Origin of the sequence: Chryseobacterium lathyri, from assembly GCF_030812195.1 — a bacterium.
GTDB classification, from domain to species: domain Bacteria; phylum Bacteroidota; class Bacteroidia; order Flavobacteriales; family Weeksellaceae; genus Chryseobacterium; species Chryseobacterium lathyri_A.
Genome location: NZ_JAUSSF010000001.1, coordinates 1877280 through 1901142 on the forward strand (window position 1 = coordinate 1877280; position 23863 = coordinate 1901142).

The 23863-nt window shown below is 36.6% G+C and carries 26 protein-coding genes; 15 read left to right on the forward strand and 11 right to left on the reverse strand.

Going from position 1 to position 23863, the window contains the following annotated elements:
- Positions 1-108: 108 nt before the first annotated feature.
- The 6 genes from J2T03_RS08390 to J2T03_RS08415 all read left to right on the forward strand — a co-directional run bounded on the left by J2T03_RS08390 (position 109) and on the right by J2T03_RS08415 (position 6292).
- Positions 109-780 (forward strand): response regulator transcription factor, encoded by a 672-nt coding sequence (locus tag J2T03_RS08390; protein WP_306844179.1) that lies wholly within the window; start codon positions 109-111, stop codon positions 778-780.
- A gap of 138 nt (positions 781-918) precedes the next feature.
- On the forward strand, positions 919-1209 hold the full coding sequence (locus J2T03_RS08395) for an HU family DNA-binding protein (protein WP_002984212.1): 291 nt from the start codon (positions 919-921) through the stop codon (positions 1207-1209).
- 366 nt (positions 1210-1575) lie between these two features.
- Complete coding sequence (locus J2T03_RS08400; protein WP_306844134.1) at positions 1576-3135, forward strand: ribonuclease E/G; 1560 nt, start codon at positions 1576-1578, stop codon at positions 3133-3135.
- Between the two features lie 352 nt (positions 3136-3487).
- Positions 3488-4867 (forward strand): T9SS type A sorting domain-containing protein, encoded by a 1380-nt coding sequence (locus J2T03_RS08405; protein WP_307210659.1) that lies wholly within the window; start codon positions 3488-3490, stop codon positions 4865-4867.
- 77 nt (positions 4868-4944) lie between these two features.
- On the forward strand, positions 4945-5415 hold the full coding sequence (locus J2T03_RS08410; protein WP_307210662.1) for an OsmC family protein: 471 nt from the start codon (positions 4945-4947) through the stop codon (positions 5413-5415).
- A 226-nt stretch (positions 5416-5641) separates the two neighbouring features.
- Entirely contained in the window at positions 5642-6292 is a 651-nt protein-coding gene (locus J2T03_RS08415; RefSeq protein ID WP_306844130.1) for a response regulator transcription factor, read from the forward strand.
- 305 nt (positions 6293-6597) lie between these two features.
- On the opposite strand, the gene J2T03_RS08420 is transcribed toward J2T03_RS08415, so the two are convergent.
- From J2T03_RS08420 to J2T03_RS08445, 6 genes are all read right to left on the reverse strand, one after another.
- The gene (locus J2T03_RS08420) at positions 6598-8109 is read right to left on the reverse strand and encodes a carboxypeptidase-like regulatory domain-containing protein (RefSeq protein ID WP_307210665.1); all 1512 of its coding nucleotides are present in this window, start codon (positions 8107-8109) and stop codon (positions 6598-6600) included.
- A gap of 11 nt (positions 8110-8120) precedes the next feature.
- Positions 8121-9485: a CsgG/HfaB family protein gene (locus J2T03_RS08425; protein ID WP_307210667.1), complete on the reverse strand. Its 1365-nt coding sequence runs from the start codon at positions 9483-9485 to the stop codon at positions 8121-8123.
- A gap of 24 nt (positions 9486-9509) precedes the next feature.
- Positions 9510-9920: a curli production assembly/transport component CsgF gene (locus tag J2T03_RS08430; RefSeq protein WP_307210670.1), complete on the reverse strand. Its 411-nt coding sequence runs from the start codon at positions 9918-9920 to the stop codon at positions 9510-9512.
- 11 nt (positions 9921-9931) lie between these two features.
- The gene (locus J2T03_RS08435) at positions 9932-10663 is read right to left on the reverse strand and encodes a CsgE family curli-type amyloid fiber assembly protein (RefSeq protein WP_307210673.1); all 732 of its coding nucleotides are present in this window, start codon (positions 10661-10663) and stop codon (positions 9932-9934) included.
- 10 nt (positions 10664-10673) lie between these two features.
- A complete protein-coding gene (locus tag J2T03_RS08440) occupies positions 10674-11075 on the reverse strand; it encodes a hypothetical protein (RefSeq protein ID WP_306844122.1) in 402 nt (133 codons plus the stop codon).
- 122 nt (positions 11076-11197) lie between these two features.
- Positions 11198-12016, reverse strand: a complete 819-nt coding sequence (locus tag J2T03_RS08445; RefSeq protein ID WP_306844121.1) for a hypothetical protein — start codon at positions 12014-12016, stop codon at positions 11198-11200.
- 350 nt (positions 12017-12366) lie between these two features.
- On the opposite strand from J2T03_RS08445, the gene J2T03_RS08450 reads away from it, so the two are divergent.
- The 5 genes from J2T03_RS08450 (at position 12367) to J2T03_RS08470 (ending at position 16300) form a co-directional block, all read left to right on the forward strand.
- Complete coding sequence (locus J2T03_RS08450) at positions 12367-12996, forward strand: NUDIX hydrolase (RefSeq protein WP_307210676.1); 630 nt, start codon at positions 12367-12369, stop codon at positions 12994-12996.
- Positions 12997-13023: 27 nt separating this feature from the next.
- Positions 13024-13830 (forward strand): lysophospholipid acyltransferase family protein, encoded by an 807-nt coding sequence (locus J2T03_RS08455; RefSeq protein WP_306844118.1) that lies wholly within the window; start codon positions 13024-13026, stop codon positions 13828-13830.
- 15 nt (positions 13831-13845) lie between these two features.
- The gene (locus tag J2T03_RS08460) at positions 13846-14289 is read left to right on the forward strand and encodes a hypothetical protein (protein ID WP_306844116.1); all 444 of its coding nucleotides are present in this window, start codon (positions 13846-13848) and stop codon (positions 14287-14289) included.
- Positions 14290-14291: 2 nt separating this feature from the next.
- Positions 14292-15629 (forward strand): UDP-N-acetylmuramate--L-alanine ligase, encoded by a 1338-nt coding sequence (locus tag J2T03_RS08465; RefSeq protein WP_307210678.1) that lies wholly within the window; start codon positions 14292-14294, stop codon positions 15627-15629.
- A 290-nt stretch (positions 15630-15919) separates the two neighbouring features.
- Positions 15920-16300: a hypothetical protein gene (locus J2T03_RS08470; protein WP_307210680.1), complete on the forward strand. Its 381-nt coding sequence runs from the start codon at positions 15920-15922 to the stop codon at positions 16298-16300.
- 138 nt (positions 16301-16438) lie between these two features.
- Here the strand turns inward: J2T03_RS08470 and J2T03_RS08475 are convergent, their stop codons facing one another.
- The 3 genes from J2T03_RS08475 to J2T03_RS08485 all read right to left on the reverse strand — a co-directional run bounded on the left by J2T03_RS08475 (position 16439) and on the right by J2T03_RS08485 (position 19287).
- Positions 16439-17509 (reverse strand): NAD(P)H-dependent flavin oxidoreductase, encoded by a 1071-nt coding sequence (locus tag J2T03_RS08475; RefSeq protein WP_307210682.1) that lies wholly within the window; start codon positions 17507-17509, stop codon positions 16439-16441.
- A 92-nt stretch (positions 17510-17601) separates the two neighbouring features.
- The gene (locus J2T03_RS08480) at positions 17602-18306 is read right to left on the reverse strand and encodes a DNA alkylation repair protein (RefSeq protein ID WP_307210685.1); all 705 of its coding nucleotides are present in this window, start codon (positions 18304-18306) and stop codon (positions 17602-17604) included.
- A 105-nt stretch (positions 18307-18411) separates the two neighbouring features.
- On the reverse strand, positions 18412-19287 hold the full coding sequence (locus J2T03_RS08485) for an aldo/keto reductase (protein ID WP_307210688.1): 876 nt from the start codon (positions 19285-19287) through the stop codon (positions 18412-18414).
- A 242-nt stretch (positions 19288-19529) separates the two neighbouring features.
- Between J2T03_RS08485 and J2T03_RS08490 the strand changes: the two genes are divergently transcribed.
- Both J2T03_RS08490 and J2T03_RS08495 read left to right on the forward strand, forming a co-directional pair.
- Positions 19530-19964: a GNAT family N-acetyltransferase gene (locus J2T03_RS08490; protein ID WP_306844104.1), complete on the forward strand. Its 435-nt coding sequence runs from the start codon at positions 19530-19532 to the stop codon at positions 19962-19964.
- Entirely contained in the window at positions 19964-20431 is a 468-nt protein-coding gene (locus J2T03_RS08495; protein WP_307210691.1) for a GNAT family N-acetyltransferase, read from the forward strand. The genes J2T03_RS08490 and J2T03_RS08495 overlap by 1 nt, the downstream gene beginning before the upstream one ends.
- On the opposite strand, the gene J2T03_RS08500 is transcribed toward J2T03_RS08495, so the two are convergent.
- Both J2T03_RS08500 and J2T03_RS08505 read right to left on the reverse strand, forming a co-directional pair.
- The gene (locus tag J2T03_RS08500; protein ID WP_306844101.1) at positions 20384-21304 is read right to left on the reverse strand and encodes a LysR family transcriptional regulator; all 921 of its coding nucleotides are present in this window, start codon (positions 21302-21304) and stop codon (positions 20384-20386) included. The genes J2T03_RS08495 and J2T03_RS08500 overlap by 48 nt on opposite strands.
- 128 nt (positions 21305-21432) lie before the next feature.
- On the reverse strand, positions 21433-22179 hold the full coding sequence (locus tag J2T03_RS08505) for a metallophosphoesterase family protein (protein WP_307210693.1): 747 nt from the start codon (positions 22177-22179) through the stop codon (positions 21433-21435).
- Positions 22180-22363: 184 nt separating this feature from the next.
- Between J2T03_RS08505 and J2T03_RS08510 the strand changes: the two genes are divergently transcribed.
- Both J2T03_RS08510 and J2T03_RS08515 read left to right on the forward strand, forming a co-directional pair.
- A complete protein-coding gene (locus tag J2T03_RS08510) occupies positions 22364-22978 on the forward strand; it encodes an NAD(P)H-dependent oxidoreductase (RefSeq protein WP_307210696.1) in 615 nt (204 codons plus the stop codon).
- Positions 22978-23862, forward strand: a complete 885-nt coding sequence (locus tag J2T03_RS08515; RefSeq protein WP_307210698.1) for an NAD-dependent epimerase/dehydratase family protein — start codon at positions 22978-22980, stop codon at positions 23860-23862. Before J2T03_RS08510 ends, J2T03_RS08515 begins: the two co-directional genes overlap by 1 nt.
- Position 23863 lies beyond the last annotated feature (1 nt).

Sequence of the window (23863 nt, forward strand, 5' to 3'; positions counted from 1 at the left end):
TAATTTCGTGAAAACCCTAATTAAGCTAAGATTAATTTTACCTTTCATAAGTTTTTCATAAATTAGGCCTCTGAATTTTAAATATCAAATACCAAATCGATATTAAAAGTGAGTAAATTATTATCAAACACAGTCCGGTTTTCTATAGCTGACAGTGACTTCTACTTTAAGAAGATCATGATCAAAACACTTATGGAAAACCCCTTCTATATGCTTCTGAATGACTGTAATAATGGCCATGAACTTGTGAACAGGATTTACAGGAGACAGGAAGATGTGTTTATCATAGAACTGTTCATGCCGGTATTAAGCGGAATAGAGGCTATCAAATACATCAGGAAAAACAATACGGAAACTCCCATTGTAACTTATTCCAGCACCTATCAGGAAGATATGGCAGAAATTCTTTCAAAAATCCCGAATATCTACTATTGCCAGAAAAAGAGCACCATTATAAAAGATATCATCAAAGGAAGTATTGCTTCTGACGGCTTCGATTACGGAAAATATTCTAAGGAATGGGAACAGCAGCCGCTGGCAGTACAGAATTATATGGAAAGGCAGAAGAAAGGCCAAGAAGAGCTGAGCCCAACTGAAATACAGCTCATGAAATTCTGCTACGAAGGCTACAGCAACAAGGAAATTGCTGAAAAACTGAATCTTAGCACGCGTACGATTGACACCTATATTAACAGGCTTACGGAAAAACTGGGGCTGAAAACAAAGCTGCACCTCATCCGTTTCTGTGTGGAGAATGGCTACTACAATTCCAGCATGTAGAGAGATTTAACGTAATATTAATATAGACTAAACATAAAAACTCCAACTCTTTAAACAAAAATATTTTGCCACTAATTTGCTAGTATTCAATTTTTTTAACTAAATTTGCACACCTAAAATTTAAAATTAAAAAAGGAAATGACAAAGGCAGAATTGGTAAACACCATCTCAAATAAGTTGGGAACAGAAAAGAATGAAACACAGAAAGTTGTAGAAGCTTTTATGCAGGAGATCAGGACTTCTATGTATAATGGGGATAACGTTTATCTGAGAGGTTTTGGATCTTTTATCATTAAAACAAGAGCTGCTAAAACAGGAAGAAATATTTCTAAGAACACTGCAATTGAGATTCCTGCTCATAATATTCCTGCTTTCAAACCTTCAAAATCTTTTGTAGAGAAAGTAAAAACAAAAGTCGCAGTAAAATAAAAATTAACTGAATATTAACTAGTTACTAAAAAATTAAAATTATGCCAAGCGGAAAGAAAAGAAAAAGACACAAGGTTGCAACTCACAAAAGAAAGAAAAGAAGAAGAGCAAACAGACATAAGAAAAAATAATCTCTTTTTTTCGAGGTTTACAATATAATAATATAGTTGGTGGTTTTAATTATTTAGAGTTCACCGACTATATTTTTGTTTGCAACTATAAGATTCCTAAGGAAAAAAGGCTTTTGCAGATATTTTTTTTAAAATATACAGCAATTTCATTCTAAATTCTTATATTTAAAACTATTTATTCGCAAAAAAATACGCCAGTTTCCTATAATCTTAATAAATTTTTATCTTATACAAAATGAAGAAAGAACTAATAGTTTCGCATGAAGATGATCTTACAAAGATTGCACTGCTGGAAGACGGAAGACTATGTGAACTTCATGAGCAAGAGGACAAAAGCGAATTTATAGTTGGAGATCTGTTTGTAGGAAGAGTAAAAAAGCTTGCACCCAACCTGAATGCTGCATTCGTAAATATCGGGTACGATAAGGATGCTTTTCTGCATTATCAGGATCTGGGGCCACAGTATCTCACCTACAGGAAGTTTTTAAAAGATACTATTTCTAAAAAACAGAGCACTTCAAGCTTAAAAAATTTCGAGATACAGCCCGAAATAGACAAAAACGGAACCGTAGACAAAGTCATTGCAAAAGATGATCTTGTCCTGCTTCAAATTACTAAAGAACCTATTTCTACTAAAGGTCCGAGGATCTCTACCCAGGTTTCTTTAACAGGACGTTTTCTCGTTCTGATCCCTTTCGATAATAAAGTTTCCATTTCCAAAAAAATCAGGACCACTGAGGAGAAAGAAAGACTGAAAACGCTTATTGACAGCATTAAGCCTGAAGGTTTCGGTGTTATCATAAGAACTGTAGCGGAAGGAAAAAAAGTAGCAGACCTTCACAATGACATGAATCAGCTGATCCAAAAATGGGAAAGCACTTTCAAAAACATTCAAAAAAGTAAAGTTCCGGCCAGGGTTTTAAGCGAAGAAGACAAAGCTTCAGCTATTTTAAGAGACAATTTCAACCAGGATTTCGTGAGTATCATCTGCGACGATGAACAGATGGTAGACGAAATGACCAACTATGTGGAGGTTATAGCTCCTGAAAAAAAGAATATTGTCCAGTTTTACAATTCCCACATTCCTCTTCTCGAATATTACAACGTTGAAAAACAGCTCAAACAGAGTTTTGGAAAGCACGTTAATATTCCAAGTTCAAAAGGTGCCTACCTTGTTATAGAGCATACAGAAGCACTTCACGTGATTGATGTAAACTCCGGAAATAATATTACAACCGGAGCCGCCGTAAACAAGGAGCACGCTCTGAAAGTAAACAAAATGGCAGCTACCGAGATTGCCAGACAGCTTCGTCTCCGAGATATGGGAGGTATCATTGTAATCGACTTCATCGATATGCAGAATCCTGAACACAGAAGAGATCTGTACGAACACCTGAAAGAAGAAATGAAACGTGACAAAGCACGACACAAAATTCTTCCACCGAGCAAATTTGGACTGATCCAAATTACCAGACAAAGGAACCGCCCGGAAAAGCAGATCGAAACCAAAGAAGAAAACCCGAACAAAGATGGAGAAATTATAGCTCCGATCGTAATCGTGGAAAGAATGGAGGAAACCATAAGGAATATTATACAAAAGGATAAAGGTAAACTTTACCTGCATGTACACCCTTTCGTTGAAGCTTACCTTACCAAAGGAATCAAAAGCATCCAGATGAAATGGTTTATGAAGTATAAAAAATGGGTAACCATCATCCCACGGGATTCTTTCAAATATTTAGAATACAAGATTTACAATTCGAAAAAAGAAGAATTGGTTGGATATTCTAATTAAAACAAAATTTAAGCCTTCAGATTCTCTGGAGGTTTTTTTTATTTTTTTTGTCCGAAATTATGCAAATACCCCCTGATCCTATTAGGATAATTATATTTAAGCATGATATATAATCTTAAATTCATTTTGGACAATCGATTAAACAGATTTAATACTCAAAGTATCCAAACAAAGTAACAAACTGATTATATGTAAGTTATAAAACATGTAATAATTATGTAATAGCTCTTATTTTGGTATCAAGTAAACCTTCTTCGTAAAATTGCAAAACTAAACAACCAAACTTTAAGAACTATAAAAAGTAATTTTAGTTATGGGAGATTTAATATAAACAATCTTTAAATCATAAATAATGAAAAAAATTTTATTACTTGGATTACTCATGGTAATTCAAAGTGTATCTGCACAGGTTATCTCCAAAGACAACAGTTTTGCTTCAAGTGGAAAATTTACAATCTCAGGTAACAATAATTACTGGTCTAGAATGATCCAAAATTCAGACGGAAGCATCTATTTTATCTATAATAAAATTAATAGTTCCGGAATTGAAAAATCTTTCTTATCAAAACTTACTGCAAACGGAATTATAGATACATCTTTTGGAACCAACGGAGAACTGGAATTACCCTATATTTCTGCCGATAGCCAGTTAAAAAAACAACCTGATGGTAAACTTTTAGCTTTTGGTTTTTATAATGGAGGAGCTGCCACCACCAGAATTCTTCCAAATGGACAATTAGATAATGCTTTTGGCGTTAATGGTTCCTCAACAATACCGGAACTTGGTTCCGATGTAAATGATCGTTCTTATGGACTTATCCTGCAAAATGAAAAAATACTTGTTCATGGCGTGAGCGGCCCAGCCGGCCAAATCCGTCATAAAATTTATAGACTAAATGCTACAGGAAGTATCGATAGCACCTTTGGAAATAATGGTTCTGTATTAACACAAGGTACTGGGTCAATCGGGTCATTTGTACTAATAGATAATCAATCTAATATAATCAATCTTACTAATAGTGGCATTATGGAAAAGTTTGATTTAAATGGCCAACCATTAATAAATTTTGGTAATAATGGTGTCTTACAAATGTCCTTTACCTTAAGCGACTTTGTTGGTACTGCATTTATGGATAGTAATAATAATATCGTCTATTCTAATTTCAATGCTGAAATTAATAGAATCAAGCCAAACGGAACATTGGATAATACTTTTAATTTCGATCCGGCCTTACTCCCTTCCTCTACATGGATTGTAAATATTATTGAGAAAAATGGTTATTATTACATTGGAGGAACGAATGAAGACTTTGACCGTACATATTTTATTTCTAGACTTACTCAAAATGGTTCGGTAGATCCTGTTTTTAACTATTTTATAGAAACGGATATCGCTTTAACAGGAATTGAAGATATGATCGTGAATGATAATAATATTATGGCTAGCGGGGGTGGTTACGTTGTAAAGTATTTAATTAACAATGTGTTGTCAACAACAGAGACGATAAAATCCAATCCTGATATTTCTTTTGAAAATCCTGTTAAACAAAACTTAGTGTTCATCACAAAAGAAAAAGTAAGCAAAATAGAAATCTATTCCACAGATGGAAAAATCGTAAAAACTCTAAAAGATAACAATACCAATCTTGCAGGATTGTTAAAAGGAACTTACATAGCAAAAGTTACATTCGAAAACGGAAGAATGATTGCGAAAAAACTAATAAAGAATTAAAGAAAAAAATATCAATTTCTTTTAAAAAAGTATTTGCTTAATTTTAGCAGATACTTTTTTTTATTTCCAAACTAAAAATGAGCAAAGAACATCACTACAAAGCAACAATTAACTGGACAGGCAACAAGGGAACAGGAACCAGCAACTACAGAGATTACGAAAGAAGCCATACAATTCAAATTGAAAACAAGACTCTCATTGAAGGCTCTTCTGATCCTGCATTCCGCGGAGACAAAACCAGGCACAATCCCGAAGACCTTTTTCTTTCCTCACTTTCTTCCTGCCATATGTTATGGTATCTTCATTTCTGTTCCGAGGAAGGCATTACCGTGACGCACTACACGGATGAAGCTACAGGAACTATGACCGAAACAGCAGATGGAAGCGGACACTTTACGTCAGTTATTTTGCATCCCACAGTGATGATAGAGGAAGAATCAATGATTGAAAAAGCAAAGGAGCTTCATCACAAGGCAGGACAATTTTGCTTTATTGCTAGGTCGGTAAATTTTCCGGTACAACATATCCCTACCGTGTTAATTAAATAATTTTTATTGCAATTTCAATTTAATTAAAATCATCATTAACATTGAGTTTTAACTATAATAACTCTAAAATTAGGATTCAAAACTCCACAATAAGAGATTTATTTATCAAATAATCAATAAAATTTATGTTTTATAATCATTTTTTTCGTAAAAAAATACAATTATCTATTATTTTTATTTAAAATATGAAGTTTTTTTTATATTTTTATATAAATAAAAACTAACCATGATGAAACCTAGATTAATCATTTTTGATGAACCGCTACTGTATACAGAAGGTTTGTCAAAACTGCTCTCTCAGAGCAAAATTTTTAACACGATTGACATTTGTAATTCTTATGAACCCTTATTTGAACAATTAAAAAATGATCCACCGGAAATTCTGGTTATCAGTTCCAATATGCTGATGCTTACAGATATTTTCAGACTTGTAGAAGACATTACCTCCACAAACAAAAAAATCAAAATTATTGTCATAGGCAATAGTTATGATATGACAGACATCCGGAAGCTTTTTAACAAAGGCATAAAAAGCTACCTTGACAAAAACAGCACATACAATGAATTCCTGAAATCTATCAATGTTCTGCTTTTGAACGAAATCTACATCTGTGACAATGCAAAGGAAAGAATGATCAACTTTATCAGCAGCGACGAAGGGAAGCCGAACCTGCACATGAAAGAACCCCTTACACGTAGAGAAATGGAAATCCTTAAACTGATATGCGACGGATTCAGCAGTAAAGATATTTCTGAAAAGCTTTTTATAAGTATCAATACTGTAGAAACCCACCGCAAAAGGATTCTCTTAAAATTAAACGCAAAAAATTCCGTAGGAATTGTAAAATATGCCTTAGAAAATCACATTATCGACTGATGAAAACCTATTCGATTAACTCCAAAAAAATTCCAAACCTTCAGGTTTGGAATTTTTTTGGAGTTAATCGAAGTGAATGGTCACTTTACATTGCAATTGAATAGTGAATTTTAAAATACAGCAGTTATGGCTTTTCTGCAAATAAAGGATGAATATACCTTATGAATAAAGAGTAAAGAGTTCTCAACATCCCTAACAGTCTGAAACTCTATCCCCAACCTCACATTCAAAAAGTGAATTTTTCTTCACCAATGAATGGCCAATTACTATAATTGACAACTGACCATCCACAACTCACATCTTTCCTACTCATAATCCGGCATTTCAGCATTGATAAAAAGAGCTGCTCTGGAAAGATCTGTCATAGAACTGTTGAGATCAATGGCCATTACATTCTTCTGTGAAATATTGTCATTGGAGGTATTCATAAAGATAATCTGGGCATTATTCGGAGAAAATCTAGGATCAAGATCATTAGTTCCCAGTGGTTTTTCGCTTTCCACAGAAATATCATAAGCTGTATCGTTTACCAGGTTATAGATAAAAATATGAGAATCCAGCTGGCGGTAATTTCCACTTCCGTCCTGATATCCTGACATATCCCTGGTGTATACAAGCATTTGTCCGTCCACAGAGAAATTCAGTCCGCCTGCGGCCCCGGATAGTCCTGAAACAATAGTTTTCAAAACACTTCCTGTCATATCAATCACAAATATTTTTGTATTGTAGCCACTGTAGTCATTCGTTTTCAGGGCAATCCTGCTTCCGTCATAGCTCCAGTCGCATTCAGAGATCATGTTTCCGTCCGGCGTTGTGTACACCAGAGCCAGCCCGCTTCCGTCTTTATTGATCCTGTATAATTTATTAAAATTTGAATAAAGAATTTCCTGACCGTTGGTACTCCAGGCAAAATCCAGTTCATAATTATTAAATCCTCCTGCTGCTACCGTAGTTACTTTAAAAGGATTAGATCCGTCTGGATTTGCCGTGTAAACATGGGTACTTCCGCTTTCAGTCCGCAGAAACGCGATCAGTCCTGCATTATTATTTTTCCTTGGCCTCCAGCTGTTGTAGGATGAATTGGTAAACTGGAAGCTATTTCCCTGCGCATCACTTGACATGATCACAAAGTTTCCGCTCTGCTTCTGTACATAATGATACCGGTTGGCCGGAACAGTATTGGTAGTAAACTTACTGATGGAACTTAAAACTGGCGGGTGAATGCCGTCCGAAACAGACACCTGCCAGAAGTAACTAACACCAAACTTCAAATTGGACAACGAATAATGCTTCGCCGCCAAATCATCAACCTGGATCACGTTCGTATCAAGGTTATTTTTAATTGTTAAACTATATTTTAAAACATCAGCTGTGTCAGGATCAGTAGCAGTCCAGGTCAGCTCAACGTTTAAAGGTTGGTTTACTGCATTGTCTACCGGACTTAGCAGCTGCGGTGCAGAAGGAGGAGAATTAAGCGATTCATCATCATCCATTTCAAAAACCACAGTTATAACCTGGTTTTCATTTTGTATATTAACACCCTGAAAATTGGTAACATAGCCCGATAGTTCGGCCTTCACAGAGTAATTTCCTATCGGCATGGCAGCAATTTCAAATGTGCCGTCTGTCTTACTGAAAACCGTCTGCGTGGTGGGCGCTGTAAAAATTTTCACATTAGGAATAGGTACATTGGTACCTCTTTTTACAACTTTTCCTGTTAATGATCCTGTCTTAGCCTGTTCTATAAGATCTTCATCACATGAAAACAGACAAAAAGTAAGGATGAATATGCTGAGTATTTTAATTAGAGTTTTCATAGTTCATGTTTTTATTTGTTTCCAAGGTAAAAATTGATTCCAAGAGCAAACCGGAGTGCCTGATCTTTTCTTTTCCCGTTCACCATTCCTTCCCAGTCATCTTTAAAGCCAATATCATATTGTGATGAAGCACGGACTGCAGTGTTATTTCCTATCATATATTCCAGTCCGCCGCCAACCTGGCCCTTGTATTGAGGCTTATATTTTGAAAGCATAGCTCCTATTCCGCCGTAAACGTATGGACTGAACCTGTATTTCGGGAACAGAAGAAATTCAAGATTAAGCTCTGGAACGATATAATTTCTTTTAATAATATTTTGATTCTCTAAAGTAAAATAGCTGGCACTGGTTTCAATATTAAAATTGGGGCTTATAAAATATTTGACGCCCAGTTTTCCACCGACATTCATTTTAGGATTTACATAATCGTCTTTAATTTTCTGAGCTTCTACATTGGCAAAAACGGACATTTTCTGTCTGTAATTCTCAGGAAATTTATTGCCAACTGTTCTGCCTATATTTTCTTCCTGTTCTTTATTGTAATCATTGATCAGAGCCTGATAGCCTGTTAAGTTTTCGGATGATTTCCCCCATATTTTATCCCTGACTCCTTCAACAATCAGAGATCGTACTGCTTTTTCTATTGCTTCGGTCACAGCTAGCTGTACCGGTTCATTTTGGGTAAGTCCAACTTCCGCTTCCAGCAGCCTTTCTGTATCAATATATCTGAAAAAGCTACCATTTATGCTGGTGGAAAGAATTGTTTTGGAAATATAAACGGTTTTGAGGATCTCTCCGTTAAGGGTAGAAACAGCACGCAGATAAATGGTAATTCTATCCTGACGGTACTGTGTAGAAGCTCCTATTCCGAAATATCTTGCTCCCAAACCTCCGGTCATGACGTTGCTGTCATAAGAAATGACGCCACCTTCAAGGAGAATTCCTGCATACAGAAGAGGGGGAAGTGACTGGCTGTTTTTATCGGCATCTTTGCTGTATTCCTGCCTTGTGGACCGGATGATCTGTCTTTCATTTAAAAGATTGGCGATATTTTCTCTTTCAATAGGGATAAACCACCGGCTGTCTTCCAGTGCTTTGATCAGTATGGTTGTGGTTCCCTGCGGAACGGCCGTACTCCAGTTGTTCCCATTTTCTGAGGGTTTATACTGGCCTGTCTGGTCTCTGAATTTGTAAACACCTATGACGATCTTTTCTTTGGGAAGAGGAAGACTCCTCAATTCCGTAGTAGAGGGAGTGAGTTCTCCCATTGTGGATCTTTCAGGATCAGAAGAAAGGCCCAGGATCGAGCTGCAGGCCTGCATTAAGCACAGCAGGAACATACAGAAAAAAATTCTGGTGTAAGTGTATGTTTTCATGGTAAGTTTGGTTTTTAGTTATTTTTATTTTGGAATTACGATCTCGGACTGATCACCTGTACTGGTATCCAAAATATTAATCAAAAGTCCCTGGGCTGTAGTAGTGATCTGCAGATAAAGCGAACCAAAAAGATAATTTCCGGGCTTTATACTGCCTTCCCCGAACTGATCTTCAAATAATTTTCTGGACAGCTCACTCATTACCTGCCTATTAAGGCTCTGGCTAAAGCTGTCTAGAGAATTAATATCATCGAGCAAACTGCCGTAATCGTCTTTTTCGTCAAACTGATTCTGAGCGTTTGCTGAACTTAAAAGCCACTGATAATTAAAAGTATCACCTCCGAATGCCGGATTAACTGGCTTATAAACGAGCTGCTGGGATTTTCCGGAGAAAATATCTGCAATAAAGATTAAAATAATGATAAAAGTTTTCATGGCGGACGTTTTTAGTAGATAAATTCATTTTTAATTAGATTTTTCTTTGCATTAAATTCTTTGATGTATCTTAAGCTGGCTGCCAGATGATCCTTCAGATAATCTTCGCTTGGGTTGGTCATAAAACTGTAAATCACTTTATCATCGATCTGGATATTTATCTGACCGCTGGTGCCGCGAAGAGGAAGCTCTGAAATGGTAACTGCACTGCTGCTTTTGTCAGGAATCTGGCTGTACTGGAGATAGAAAAGATCGTAAAAATCTTTTCCAATTTTTGTCTTGGTCTCATCTATGGTCAGACCTTTCAGTTCAAAGACGGCATCTTCTTCCACCTTTGCTGTTTTCTTTTTAAACAGATCAGTATTAATTTCAAGACTATCTTTTGCAATCAGTTTCTGAGTTTCTTCATCTTTTATATAAAGAAAGGCTTTCAGAGCATCTTTCTGTTGAAGATTAACATTGATCTCGGATAATACTTTTACATCATTGGGATTAATGGAAAATTTTCCGCTCTGTTGGTTATTGGAAAGGTTTCCCACACTTCCTTTTTTAATGGAGATCAACAGGTAATTCAATTCTTTGTAAACTGCCGTATTATTGGTGACCACGGCTTTGAGTCTGATCTGATTTTCAAGGATACTGCTTTCGATCTTTGCATTTACTTTTTTATCTTCCTGCCCATCAACCATTGCAGACAGGAAGATAAATAAAGTGTACAGTCTTAAAGAATATAAAAATTTCATCACTTGTGTTTTAATAATTTCTCATGAAAATGGTTTTGTTGTCACCCTTTATATTGACCTGCATTCCGTCTGAGACGCTGTTGCTTCCGGTAATATCAATGATATTGTTATTTCCCTGTGCAGTAACAGCTGTTTTAGTTTCCTTATCTGTAAAAGAATTGATAAAATAAAGTGTATTGAAGTCTCCTAGCTGCTGTATGGCAATATTTGTTCTGGCATTAAGAGAAAGTTCGGCATTGTTGTAATCTCCAATCTGAATAATACTGGAACCGTAAAGTCTCTGCTGTTCCGTCTGTTGTATTGCCATAAGACTAAGAACCGTATTGCTGTTGAGCTTATCCCAGTCTAATTGCTGTGCCTGCATATACAGTACTGAGAAAAGTGTAAAGGCACCCCACCCCGGTTTAAACATGGCATTAATTTTTAAAAAGATATATGAACAGAGTATCTGGAAAATCACAGTTTCCGGGTACGTTAGCTTAAAAAAGGAGAGAACCGCGGCCTCTCCTTTTATTTTAAATTACAGTACATATTTTAATTGGACTGATTTATAACCATTGAGTTTCCGTTACCCATCTGAGTTCCTACATGGATGTGGGAATCTCCGCTTTGAGCTACCCAGGTAAAGTTATTGTTACCCATCTGAACATCAATCGCTGTATTGGAATCTCCTAATTGTAGTTGGTATAACTGGTTGCTGTTTCCAACCTGTACTCCCAAAGCCATATTACTGTCACCGATCTGAGCAGAAGCAGCAATATTATCATTGCCTACCTGATCATGTACTGCACTGTTATCGTTACCGTCCTGATACTGTGCTAAAAGGTTATCACTTCCTACCTGAAGACCAATTGCCATATTCCTTCTTCCAAGCTGAATCTGGTAAGCATCATTATCATTACCTAGCTGAATAGCAGAAGCATCATTTCGTCTTCCGTCCTGATACTGTACTACAGCATTCCCTACACCCAGCTGTATAGAGGATGTTTCATTTCTTCTTCCGATCTGAGTCTGTTCTGTAGAGTTAAATGCACCAAGCTGCCAGGTTACTGCAGCATTTCTGTTTCCCAATTGGCTTACATCATTGGTATTACCTAGCCCTGTTTGGTCTACTTCAATTGAGTTTCTGTTACCTATACTTTCAGCAGTGTTAACATTCAGAGCGCCGATCTGGTCAATGTCTGCCGTATTACGGTTTCCATCCTGTGCAAGAGAGTTGATATTCAAAAAACCTGTCTGATCAACAGTAGCAATATTCAAGTTTCCGATCTGAGCAGTAACATCAATATTTGACTGTGCGAAGCTGAAACTCATGGCCATTAGTGTAAATACACCAGTAATAAAGTTTTTCATTTTGATAAAAATTAATTGGTTAATAGTATGACAAAGGTATATTCTAAACCCAAGCGAAAAACCACTGCTAAAGTGTAAATTTTAAAAATCACGGTTTACCGTTCCCGATGTAACTGTTTACCGTTTTCGCTGTGTAACGTATTTCAGTTATATAAAAATAAATATTATAATATATTGATTTTCATATAAATAAACTAAATAACTCTAATTTTACAGAATAATAAAAATACTCATTTCATCAATCCCGGAATTTTTAAATTCTTGAATTTTTAAATCTTTTAATTTTTTCCAATGGTTAATTAATGTTAATGCCTATTCTTTTCTTCAGTATATATTGCTAAATTTGAGGTATGGAAAGTTTTGGTAAAGATTTATTGAGGAAAATTACAAATGTAGAGCTCCCGGGAATAAATGCCCATGGAGTATTTTCGCCTCCTTCTCGACCAATATTCACGTATGATGAAGTGTTGGCGAAAAATCCAAAATTTGCAGCCGTTAATATTGTTCTCTATCTAAAAGATAATGAATGGTATTTTCCGCTGATTCAAAGAACTATTAACGAACATGACAGACACAGCGGGCAGATCTCACTGCCTGGCGGTAAGCGTGAAGAGATGGATAGGGACTTTTCTGAAACTGCAGTACGTGAAACCTCAGAAGAGATTGGAATAGACAAGCACTATATAAGAGTAATCAGGGAGATGTCTCCTATTTATATTCCGCCGAGTAATTTTTATGTTTATCCTTACATTTCATATACTAAAAAGAATCCTCTTTTCGTTCTTCAGCAGAGTGAAGCAGTAGAAACTATAGAATTTCCTATCACTTCTTTTCTCAGCCTTCCGGATAACCCAGAAATTATGGCGCTTCCAAGTGCTGCCGGACATGAAGTTCCGGTTATTAATTTCAACGGATATATTATCTGGGGCGCTACAGCAATGATATTGAGCGAGTTTAGCCAGTTGTTGAAAAAAATGTAACTTTGCACTACCGTGTTTAATTGAGAGATGGCGAAGAAAAATATTTTCACCGATGCATTCGGAACACCTTATTTTTTAAAAAGGTTTATCATTTTTATTTTAGGAGTTGTATCCTACAGAAGGTTCAACGGCTTTAATAAATTAAGGATAACCGGTACGGAACACCTTGTGGATCTTCCCGATTCCAACGTGCTTTTTGTATCTAACCATCAAACCTATTTCGCAGATGTAGCAGCAATGTATCACGCATTCTGTGCTGTGAACAACGGATATCTGGACACGATTAAAAATCCTATCTACCTGCTCAATCCAAAGATCGACTTTTATTATGTAGCAGCAGAAGAAACCATGAATAAAGGGATTCTTCCTAAAATTTTCAAAATTGCGGGGGCTGTAACGGTAAAAAGAACCTGGAGAGCAGAGGGTAAAACGGTCAACAGAATGGTAGATCTTACAGAAGTTGACAATATTATGAAAGCTTTGGACAATGGCTGGGTAGCTACTTTCCCTCAGGGTACTACATCTGCTTTTGCCCAAGGACGAAGAGGTACAGCCAAGCTGGTCAAAAATCAGCGCCCGATTGTGATTCCTATCAAAATCAACGGTTTCAGAAGAGCGTTTGACAAGAAAGGGCTTCGGGTAAAGGTTACAGGCGTAAAACCTACCATGGAGTTCAAAGCACCTTTGGATATTGATTATGACAATGAAAAGGCACCTGAAATTTTATTGAAAATCATGACTGCCATTGAGCAGACTGAAGATTTCAACGTACTACACAATTATGATGAAGAACTTAAAGCTAAAAAATTAGAACAAAAGGATTCAAATAATTAAAGTAAGTAGAAAATTATGAACAAAATATTAGGGATCTTATTCACGGTCTTAGTATTAGTTTCGTGTAACAGCCAGAAAGTATATTCAGATTTTGATATAAGCTATTCCAGAAGCGGAGGTTATGCTCCTATATACGAAAATTTACTTATCAAAGGTAATAATGCCCATTATTCTTTGGAGAAAGAGGGAAAAAAGCATAAACAGGACTTTAAAATTTCCGATGAAGATTTAAAGAAACTGGATCAGACACTTTCCCAGAATAATTTCAGAAGGATACAGGAAGATCACAAAAAGCTGTATGATCATGTGACTACTTCCATCAATGTAAAGAAAGGCCCAAATGAAGGCAGCAAGTCTGATGCCAGCATGATGATGCCAAACTTTACGACGAATTGGAACAATATTCTGAATGTTTTCCAGGAAGTTATTAATAACAATGTAAAAAAAAATAATAAATAAAGTTGAAAACCCACTTCATTGCTATCGGCGGAAGCGCCATGCATAATCTTGCTATTGCGTTAAAGGACAAAGGATATCAGGTAACAGGTTCAGATGATGCTATTTTTGAGCCTTCAAGATCCAGACTGGAAAAGAAAGGAATTCTGCCTCAGGAAATGGGCTGGTTTCCGGAAAAGGTCACTGCGGAGATTGACGCAGTTATCCTTGGAATGCACGCACATCAGGATAATCCTGAGCTGGCAAAAGCAAAAGAACTGGGTTTAAAAATTTATTCATATCCTGAATTTCTTTACGAACAGTCAAAAAACAAGACAAGAGTAGTCATTGCCGGATCACACGGTAAAACAACGATCACCTCTATGATTCTTCATGTGCTGAACTTTCACCGGAAAGAAGTGGATTTTATGGTGGGGGCCCAGCTGGAAGGTTTTGACTGTATGGTAAAGCTAACCCAGGAGAATGATTTTATGGTGCTGGAAGGTGATGAGTACCTTTCCTCTCCTATTGATCTCCGTTCAAAGTTTCTTCTGTACCAGCCTAATATTGCTTTAATGAGCGGTATTGCATGGGATCATATTAATGTATTCAAAACGTTTGACGATTATATAGAGCAGTTTAGAAAATTCGTTGCAAGCATTACTCCCGGCGGTGTTCTGGTATACAATGAAGAAGATGCAGAAGTGGTAAAAGTAGTGGAAGCGGCTGAAAATTATTTCAGAAAAATCCCTTACAAAACACCTGAATATGAGATCAGCAATGGAAAAGTATATTTAAAAACGGAAATGGGTGACGTTCCTCTTTCTGTTTTTGGCGCTCACAATCTCCTGAACATGGAAGGGGCTAGGCATATCTGCCGCCAGCTGGGTATTATGGATGAAGATTTCTACGAGGCCATTATGAGCTTCAAAGGAGCTTCCAAACGCCTTGAAAAAGTAGAAAGAGAAGATCAGGGAATTCTATACAAAGATTTTGCCCATGCGCCGAGCAAAGTAAAAGCTGCGGTAAAAGCTTTCTGCGAGCAGTTTAAAAAAGAGAAAAAATACGGTTTCCTGGAACTTCACACGTATTCAAGCTTAAATCCGTTATTCCTTGAGCAATATGATCATGCTATGGATGGCTTGGATGAAGCCATAGTTTTCTATTCTGAAGATGCTTTAAAGATCAAAAGGATGGAACCTATTTCCCCGGAATTTATTAAAGAAAAGTTCAAAAATGATGCCTTGAGGGTATTTACCAATGCTGAGGAACTTCATGCCTATTGGGAAACACTGGATAAAACTGACGGTGTTTTCCTGATGATGAGCTCCGGTAACTTCGGAGGATTAGATCTTACAAAATAATATCTTCCACATCAATTAAAAACGTTCTTTATTTGAAGAACGTTTTTTTATTTTAATTTTTATTAGTATTCCCTATCTTTGGAAACAATCTACTTATTTTATATCATCCTCAAAATAAAATAATTACAGAATATTATTATATTACTAAGTAGATGTCATATCTATGTGATACTTTATTTTTATTACTATCTTGTTTAAAACAAGTATTCTTGCATCACAATTATGCAAAGAAAATATAAATGACAAACAACACACAAAGACAGAGCAAAGGAATTATTTTTTTTATAATAATGGGGTTATTTTCAATCCTTTCTTCATGTCATCAAGATGATGACCCAGAGCTTAAAGAATTTAATTTTAAATGGTATTACAAAGTAGAAGCATCTCCTGGTTCTGTTATAACTAATATTATTTATCAGAATCCTAACCCTAATGGTGTCGAGCCTATTTCAGTTACAGGAATTAACAGTACTTCATGGACGAGTTCAGAATTTGAGTATAAGACAATGGCCCCGGCACCTGGTAACGTTAGCCTCCCTACCAAAATTAAAGCAAAGGCAATAGGTCTTAATGACACTTCCACTTTGAATGTGGAGATTTATGTAAATGGAGTTTTGGTAAAAAAAAGCATAGATGTTGGACAGATTCTTACCGCTTCAGTAGAATATTAACATTTTAGCAGAATGTAGAGTTCTTTTTGCATCTATCACCTCTTATGATTGATCAGAAATACAAAAACCATCTTTGGAACATTCCTAAAGGTGGTTTTTTTAAAGCAATTCAGGGTATTCCTTCATTATTTACAGTGTTTAAAATATGTAAATAATTTCAGCTTGATGAATAAGCTTTTCCAATATATCCTCTGTAGAAAGTTCACTGTAATCATGAATTGACTGTCCAGCCCAGATGCCCACAAAATCAGTATTCTTCAATGTTTTTGAAACCCTTCGCAATTCATTCGTCAGCTTATTCTGATAAGGATAAGGCAGAATATATGCTGAGTTTTCCAGCGTTTCGATGTATTTATTTTTAATCCCTCGCGCATACCGTCCCGAAAAGCTTCTTGTCAGGACAATGTCCTTTTCGGATACATTTTTCAGTCTTTCTTTTTCAAACGGCTGTAAAGCGCTCTCATATGATGCCAGTAAAATACTTCCAACCTGAAATCCCTGGGCTCCAAGTTCTTTTGCAGCCCTTAAAGTTTTTCCATTGTAAACACCGCCTGCATAAATCAACGGAACTTTCACATGATCATAAACCTTAGAAAATAAAGACATACCTCCGATCTCAGGAATAGTATCGGCATCAAACGTTCCTCTGTGTCCTCCGGCTTCAATTCCCTGCACGCAGATGATATCAATTCCCGATTTCTCCAGGATTAATGCTTCTTCTACAGAAGTACAGGTTCCGATAAGCGTTATTTCATTATCTTTTAGCTTCTGAATGCTCTTATCATCCAGGTTTCCGAAAGTAAAGCTCAGAATCTTACAGCCTTCTTCAATAATAGCCTCTATCTGCTCATGGTAACCGTTCACTTTGATCTCTTCAGGATCAGGAAGGTTAACTTCTATATTATTTTCTTTTGCAAATAGGGTAATAAATTGTTTGGTTTTAACAAATTTTTCTCTCAAAGAATCTGTTAGCTCAGGAATATGGTGGACAAAAATATTGACAGCAAACGGCTGATCAGTGAGTTTTTTGGTCTCTCTGATAAGTTCAGCAGATTGAGCTGCAGAAAGATCTGCTAATGCCAGTGACCCCATACATCCGGCTTTTGCAGCTGCTGCAGTCATCCGAGGAGTACTTACTCCAAACATCGGAGCCTGAATTACAGGATATTTTACATCTAAGATTTTACTGATTGTATCCGGCCAGAACATAGGAATTATTTTATTTAAAATTTACAAAAATCTGTTGATATGCTAAGTTTATAAAGCATGATATTGCTCACAAACATCTACAGGTGATTCGTTTATTTTTCCTTCCGCAGTTCCTTAAACTGCTTTTTCATTTCAGGATCGAGCTTTTCTATAGCATAGGAAAAAGTAGCAGCGGGCATTGTCTTCGCATACTGATCAAGAAAATCATACAGTCTTTTGGAATTTTTCTTTCCAGCTTCCCTGATCCAGCTTCCAACGGCTTTATTTACCAGCTCATGAGGATCATGAACAAGGATTTCCGCAATCTTAAAAGTATCTTCAATATCATTTTTCCTGATAAAAGCATGTGTACTGACAACGGCTGTCCTTCTTTCCCATGGATCTTCAGATTCGGCCAGCTGGTACAAAATATTTCTTGGCTTATCAATCAGATAATTCCCGATAATATTCCTGGCCCCACGGTCTACAAAATCCCAGTTGTTTAAACGGTCGTGACGCTGTAAATACAGATCGAAGAGTTCTTTCTTCTTTTCTTCAGATGTTTTTTTATTCCCGGCCTGAAAGCTCATGATACTCACTGCACCCATTCTCACTTCATAGAAATCATTATCCAGAAGCTTATTAATTTCTTCCAGCGATAAAGCAGAAAATTCTTCTGCCGTTTTGAAAATATCTCCGAACTTTACCCTAAAATGCTTTGTACTACCATCATTTCCTTTGAAAAATTTTTCAACCTTGTCTGTTTCCTTCTCATTTCTGAAAGTAGACAGTTTTTCTATGAATTTTGCTGCAGTCATAATTTTTATCTATTAAAAAACTCCCGCAGATCAACTGATCCAGCAGACTATTATATTAAATCTGTGTTCCGTTTGATCTGCGGGAGATAATGGAGAAATATTATATTAAATATCCGCTACGGATTTCAGCATCTTTTCTTCCCACTCAGGATCTTTAGGATCAAAAAATAGCCTTTTTCCTGTATCTAAAGAACGGACAATATTCATTTCTTCTTCAGTAATTTCGAAATCAAAAACATTAAAGTTTTCTTCGATTCTGGAAGGCGTTACCGATTTTGGAATGACAACAAAGCCTTCCTGAAGATGCCATCTCAGGATCACCTGTGCTACTGTTTTGCCATATCTTTCAGCAACCGCTTTTAGCTGGGAATTATTTAAAAGATCTGCATTTCCGTTTCCAAGAGGACTCCATGGCTGCGTTACGATATTGTTCTCCCTGTCATATACCTGAAGCTCCTTTTGTTGAAAAACCGGATGAAGCTCGATCTGGTTGATCACCGGATGAACTGCTGAATTGGCTTTCAGTTCTTCTAATTTCTCTACAGTAAAATTACATACTCCGATAGCTTTGATCCTTCCTTCTGTATATAATTCCTCCAAAGCTTTCCAGGTACCCAAGAAATCTCCATATGGCCAGTGAATAAGGTACATATCCAGATAATCCATCTGCAGTCTGTCCAGTGTTCGCTGAAACGCTTTTTTAGCTTTTTCATAACCATGATCCTGAACCCATACTTTTGAAGTGATAAACAGCTCGTCTCTGCTTACACCGCTGTCCTTCACCGCTTGTCCCACTGCTGTTTCATTCTGGTATATAGCCGCCGTATCAATCATTCTATATCCTGTATGAATGGCTTTTACGACTGCATTTTCACATTCGTCCAGATTTTCCATCTGCCATACTCCAAAGCCCAGAGCCGGAATATCCACTCCATTATTTAAGGTCACTACAGGCTGCCCTGCATATATTTTCTTTTGCATAATTCTGTAATTTAATTTTTTAATATTAAGGTAAAGCCTAACAAATTTGCAATAAAAATTTGGAAATCCTGCTTACCATTTTTACTGTTTTTAAACTAATTAGAGACTGTTGAAAAATATTTCAAACCATCCCGCCTTTTTGCTCCGCAAAAATTCACCCCTTTGAAGCAAGAAAATTACTATTTCACAACTCTTTCTAACTTATAACCTAATTTCCTTATTTTTGCAGTAAATTCATAACAATGTCCCATCAAATCAGGCTGGCTAAAGCTGAAGATTATCCAGGAATTATGGAGATCTGGGAATCTGCTGTAAGAGCAACCCATGATTTTCTTTCTGCTGAAGATTTTAACTATTTTAAAGAAGCTATTCCAAAAGACTACCTCCCGAATATGGAAGTTTATTTGATTTTGGAAAAAGGAGAAGCAGCAGGTTTTGCTTCTGCAGTTGAGGGTAATCTGGAAATGCTTTTTATTCATAATGAGAGGCGGGGAAAAGGATACGGCAGGAAACTTTACGAATTTATGCAGCAGACCACAGGACTGACCACAGTGGATGTTAACGAACAGAACCCACAAGCTATCGGGTTTTATGAAAAAATGGGGTTCAAAAGGATTGGAAGATCGGAGAAGGATGGTTCAGGAAAAGATTATCCTCTTATCCATATGAGTCTGTAATGAAAAATCTTGTTTTTAATAAAATAGAGCCGGGAACGGATATTCCGTATGAATTACTGTTGCTTGCTGATGAAACCGTTGAAGCCATCAACCAATATATTTTTGACTGTTCTGTCTACCTTTTGAATGACAGTCTTCAGAATGTTGCCGTAATGGCCCTGCACCCAAACGGAAATACAGAATTGGAGATCAAGAACATAGCAGTTATTGAAAGCTGCAGAAACCAGGGAATCGGCAGTATTCTTATTGATAAAGTAAAAGAAATAGCCAAGGAAAATAACTATACAACCCTGACTGTAGGAACTTCAGATACAGGTTTCCAGCAAATCAGATTTTACGAAAATAACGGTTTTGTAAAGAAGGGAATACGTAAGGACTTTTTTATAAACCATTACCCATTCCCTATTTATGAAAACGGATTACAGATGCGCGACATGGTTGTTCTTTCCCATGACCTTTCTGAATAATCCTTTAATATGATCAATCTCTGACTGGTAATTTGTTTTTTTCCGGCAGCCGAAATACAGGGTATTTTCCAGTTTTTTCTCGCCTTCCCAGATCAGTTTCACTTCACCGCTCTCTATTTCATTTTTGCAGAGGAAATTAGGAATAACAGCCAATCCGGTTCCACCTTTCAGACAACGGATGATCGAGTTTAAATTCGGGACAATATAATTGGGACGGAAATTTGGCTTATGCCCGAAATTCATGATCCAGAACTGAAAAAGATGCTCCATATCGCCGGTCGTTCCATACCATTTTTCCTGTTTCAGCCATTCTTCGGCATGTTCGATACCTTTTGTTTCAAGCGTTTTACGGAAACTTTCCGTGTCTATATCTTTTCCGCCTACAAGAATGATCTGTTCAGAAGAAAATGCCTCATGCTCGATATTGGGTGAAACTCCTTTTTTAGGCGTAATAATCAGGTCTAAAATTCCTTTATCCAGCTGGTCCAGCATTTCAGGATATTCTCCGAAGCTGATGATCAGGTTGAAAGGCAAAGTAGAAACATACTGCTCCAGTGTAGTCTGAAAGGTCTCAAAACACATTCCCACGCTGATCGTAGGGGTTAGTTTTTCCGTAGATTTCTGAAAATTTTTCTCTACATCTTCCAGCTTGGAAATTGGTTCAGAAACAGCATTAAATAAAACTTTTCCTCTTTCAGTCGGAATCATTTTTCTTCCGGTCCTGTCAAATAGCTTATAGCCGACATAGGCTTCAAGCGAGCTTAAATGCAGACTGACACCCGGCTGCGAAATAAACAGAGAGTCTGCAGCGCCGGTAAGCGTTCCGGTTTTGTATATCGCTTTAAAAGTGCGGTACCATTCTAAATTGACCATAGCTTTATTATAAATATTCTGATACAAAATTACAAAATAATTATAATACTGATATAAAAAGAACTTTTTTTATATTTACTTTAATAGCTTAAAATCAAGCCGCCTTTCTATAAAACCAAGGTTCAATTTTAAAATGCTGATATTTTTTCATTTTTCAAAAAAGCAGCATAATAATCCGGAATCCCACTTTCCTCAATTCCACGGACCGTTTTTTCAATCGGGTAAACAATCTGAACGATCTCCGGAATAGCCTGCTCCTCATCCAATGTCAGAATGAGATAAGATGCCAGACGGTTTTCTTCCTTGGAACGGCCTACAGATCCACAATTCACCGCCCATCCTTTAGTTTTGAAATCTTTTTTAAATGATAAATGGGTATGTCCCATTACAACAATATCAGATTGGGATTCTTCCAGCATATGGATGAAAACGTCATCATTTTCAGATTCATAAAGATACATATCATTGCTGGCAAGACTTGAATGCATAAGTTGAACATTCCAGTGCTTCTTTCCTACTTTATAGTTTAATTTTAAATGAAAAGGAAGCTCTGATAAAAATCGTTTGTTTACTTCCGTAATGTCTTTTTTAGAATGATCAATGGCTATGAATCTTGCTTCGGTTTCTTCTTCTGAGTGTTTGGACAGAGGAATAACAGGAATATCAAAAGCAAGTCTTTCGTCATGGTTTCCCATGAGACAGGGAATATTCAGGGTTCTGATCCTTTCGATCACTTCGTTTCCCCACGGAGCAAAATCCACCAGATCTCCCAGGCAGAACTTCTGCTGAATCCCCCTTTTCTCAATATCTGCAAGTGCTGCTTCCAATGCAGGAAGATTTCCGTGCACGTCACTAAAAACCGCAATCTGTATCATTTTCACTATTTCAATAACAAAATTACTGGAGAAGTTTGACAACTTGGTCTATAGCCTATATGACATTTAACCATGAATGACAATTTAATCTATTATTATTCTGATAGATGATTATAATTTATACTATTTTTATTATACAATACTGCAAAGTAACTTTGCATCATAAAATTTAAACAATCATAAAATGAAAAAAGTATTGATCATCAACGGAGGACAAAATTTCGGACATTCAGGAGGAAAATATAATGATACTATTGCAGAAAATACATTAGAAACACTTAAAAAAATTGGAAATATAGAAATAAAAACGACTCAGATTTCTGAGGGTTTCGATAAGGACGAGGAAGTAAAGAAATTTGTTTGGGCAGATTTTATCATCTACCACACCCCTATCTGGTGGTTCCAGCTTCCAAACGGTTTCAAGAAATACATTGACGAAGTTTTTACAGCCGGGCATGCCAAAGGAATCTATATGAGTGACGGAAGAAAAGCTGAAAACCCTGAAATCAATTATGGTACGGGAGGAATGCTGGGAGGAAGAAAATATATGGTAACTACAAGCTGGAATGCTCCGGAAACAGCTTTTACACTTCCGGGAGAATTTTTCAATGAAACCAGTGTAGATAATGGACCATTATTTGGATTCCATAGAATGAATGCCTTTGTTTCTTTAGAAAAAATGGAAAGCTTTCACTTCCATGATGTAGAGAAAAATGCCAATATAGAGCGTGATATGAAACTTTACAGAGAGCACCTTGAACATGTTTTCGAAAAAGAACTTAAACCTCATTTAGTCTAATGAAAAAAATACTGATCACAGGAATTACCGGTTATATCGGGGGGACCGTTGCCCGGAAACTATTAGAAAGGAACTACAGTGTAGCAGGATTGGTCCGCAATGCAGATGCAGCAGAAAAACTGAAGCAATTAGGAATTGAATCCATCATAGGAAATATACATGATGAAACTGTTTTGAATGCTGCCATTTCTAATGCAGATGCCGTTATCCATACTGCTGATTCTGCAGATGACCCCTATGCTGCAGACAGTTTTATCAATGCACTGGAGGGAAGCAGCAAAACTTTTATTTTCACCTCAGGATCCGCTATTTTTGGAGGAAAAGAAAACGGAGAAAAAAATGATTTTGTGTACACAGAAGATATTCCCCTGAACCCAAGGCTGGAAATGGCTTCCAGGGTACTGATCAATAATTATATTCTTCAGTCTGCCCAAAAAAATATAAGAAGCATTGTTATTGTTCCTACCATGGTTTATGGTGATGGGCTGGGCTTGAAAAAAGACAGTATCCAACTTCCGGCTTTAATTAATTTCTCTAAGGAAAAAGGATTTGGAGTTTATTTTGGAAAAGGTGAAAATGTATGGTCCAACCTTCACATTGAAGATTTAGCAGATCTGTATGTGCTTGCATTGGAAAAAGCAAAGGCAGGTTCCCTTTATTATGCAGAAAACGGATCCTCAACAATCAAGAATCTGGCAGAAAACATAAGCAGACAATATCATTTACAGCCTGCCCAGTCTGTCAGCGTACAGGAAGCAGTCAATACATTTGGTCCCGCAGGCGGATATTTCGGGTTTGCGTCCAACAGTGTGTGTAATTCTGACAAGGCAAAAACAGAACTGGGTTGGAGTCCCCAATATCAATCCATTGAAAATTTTATTTAAT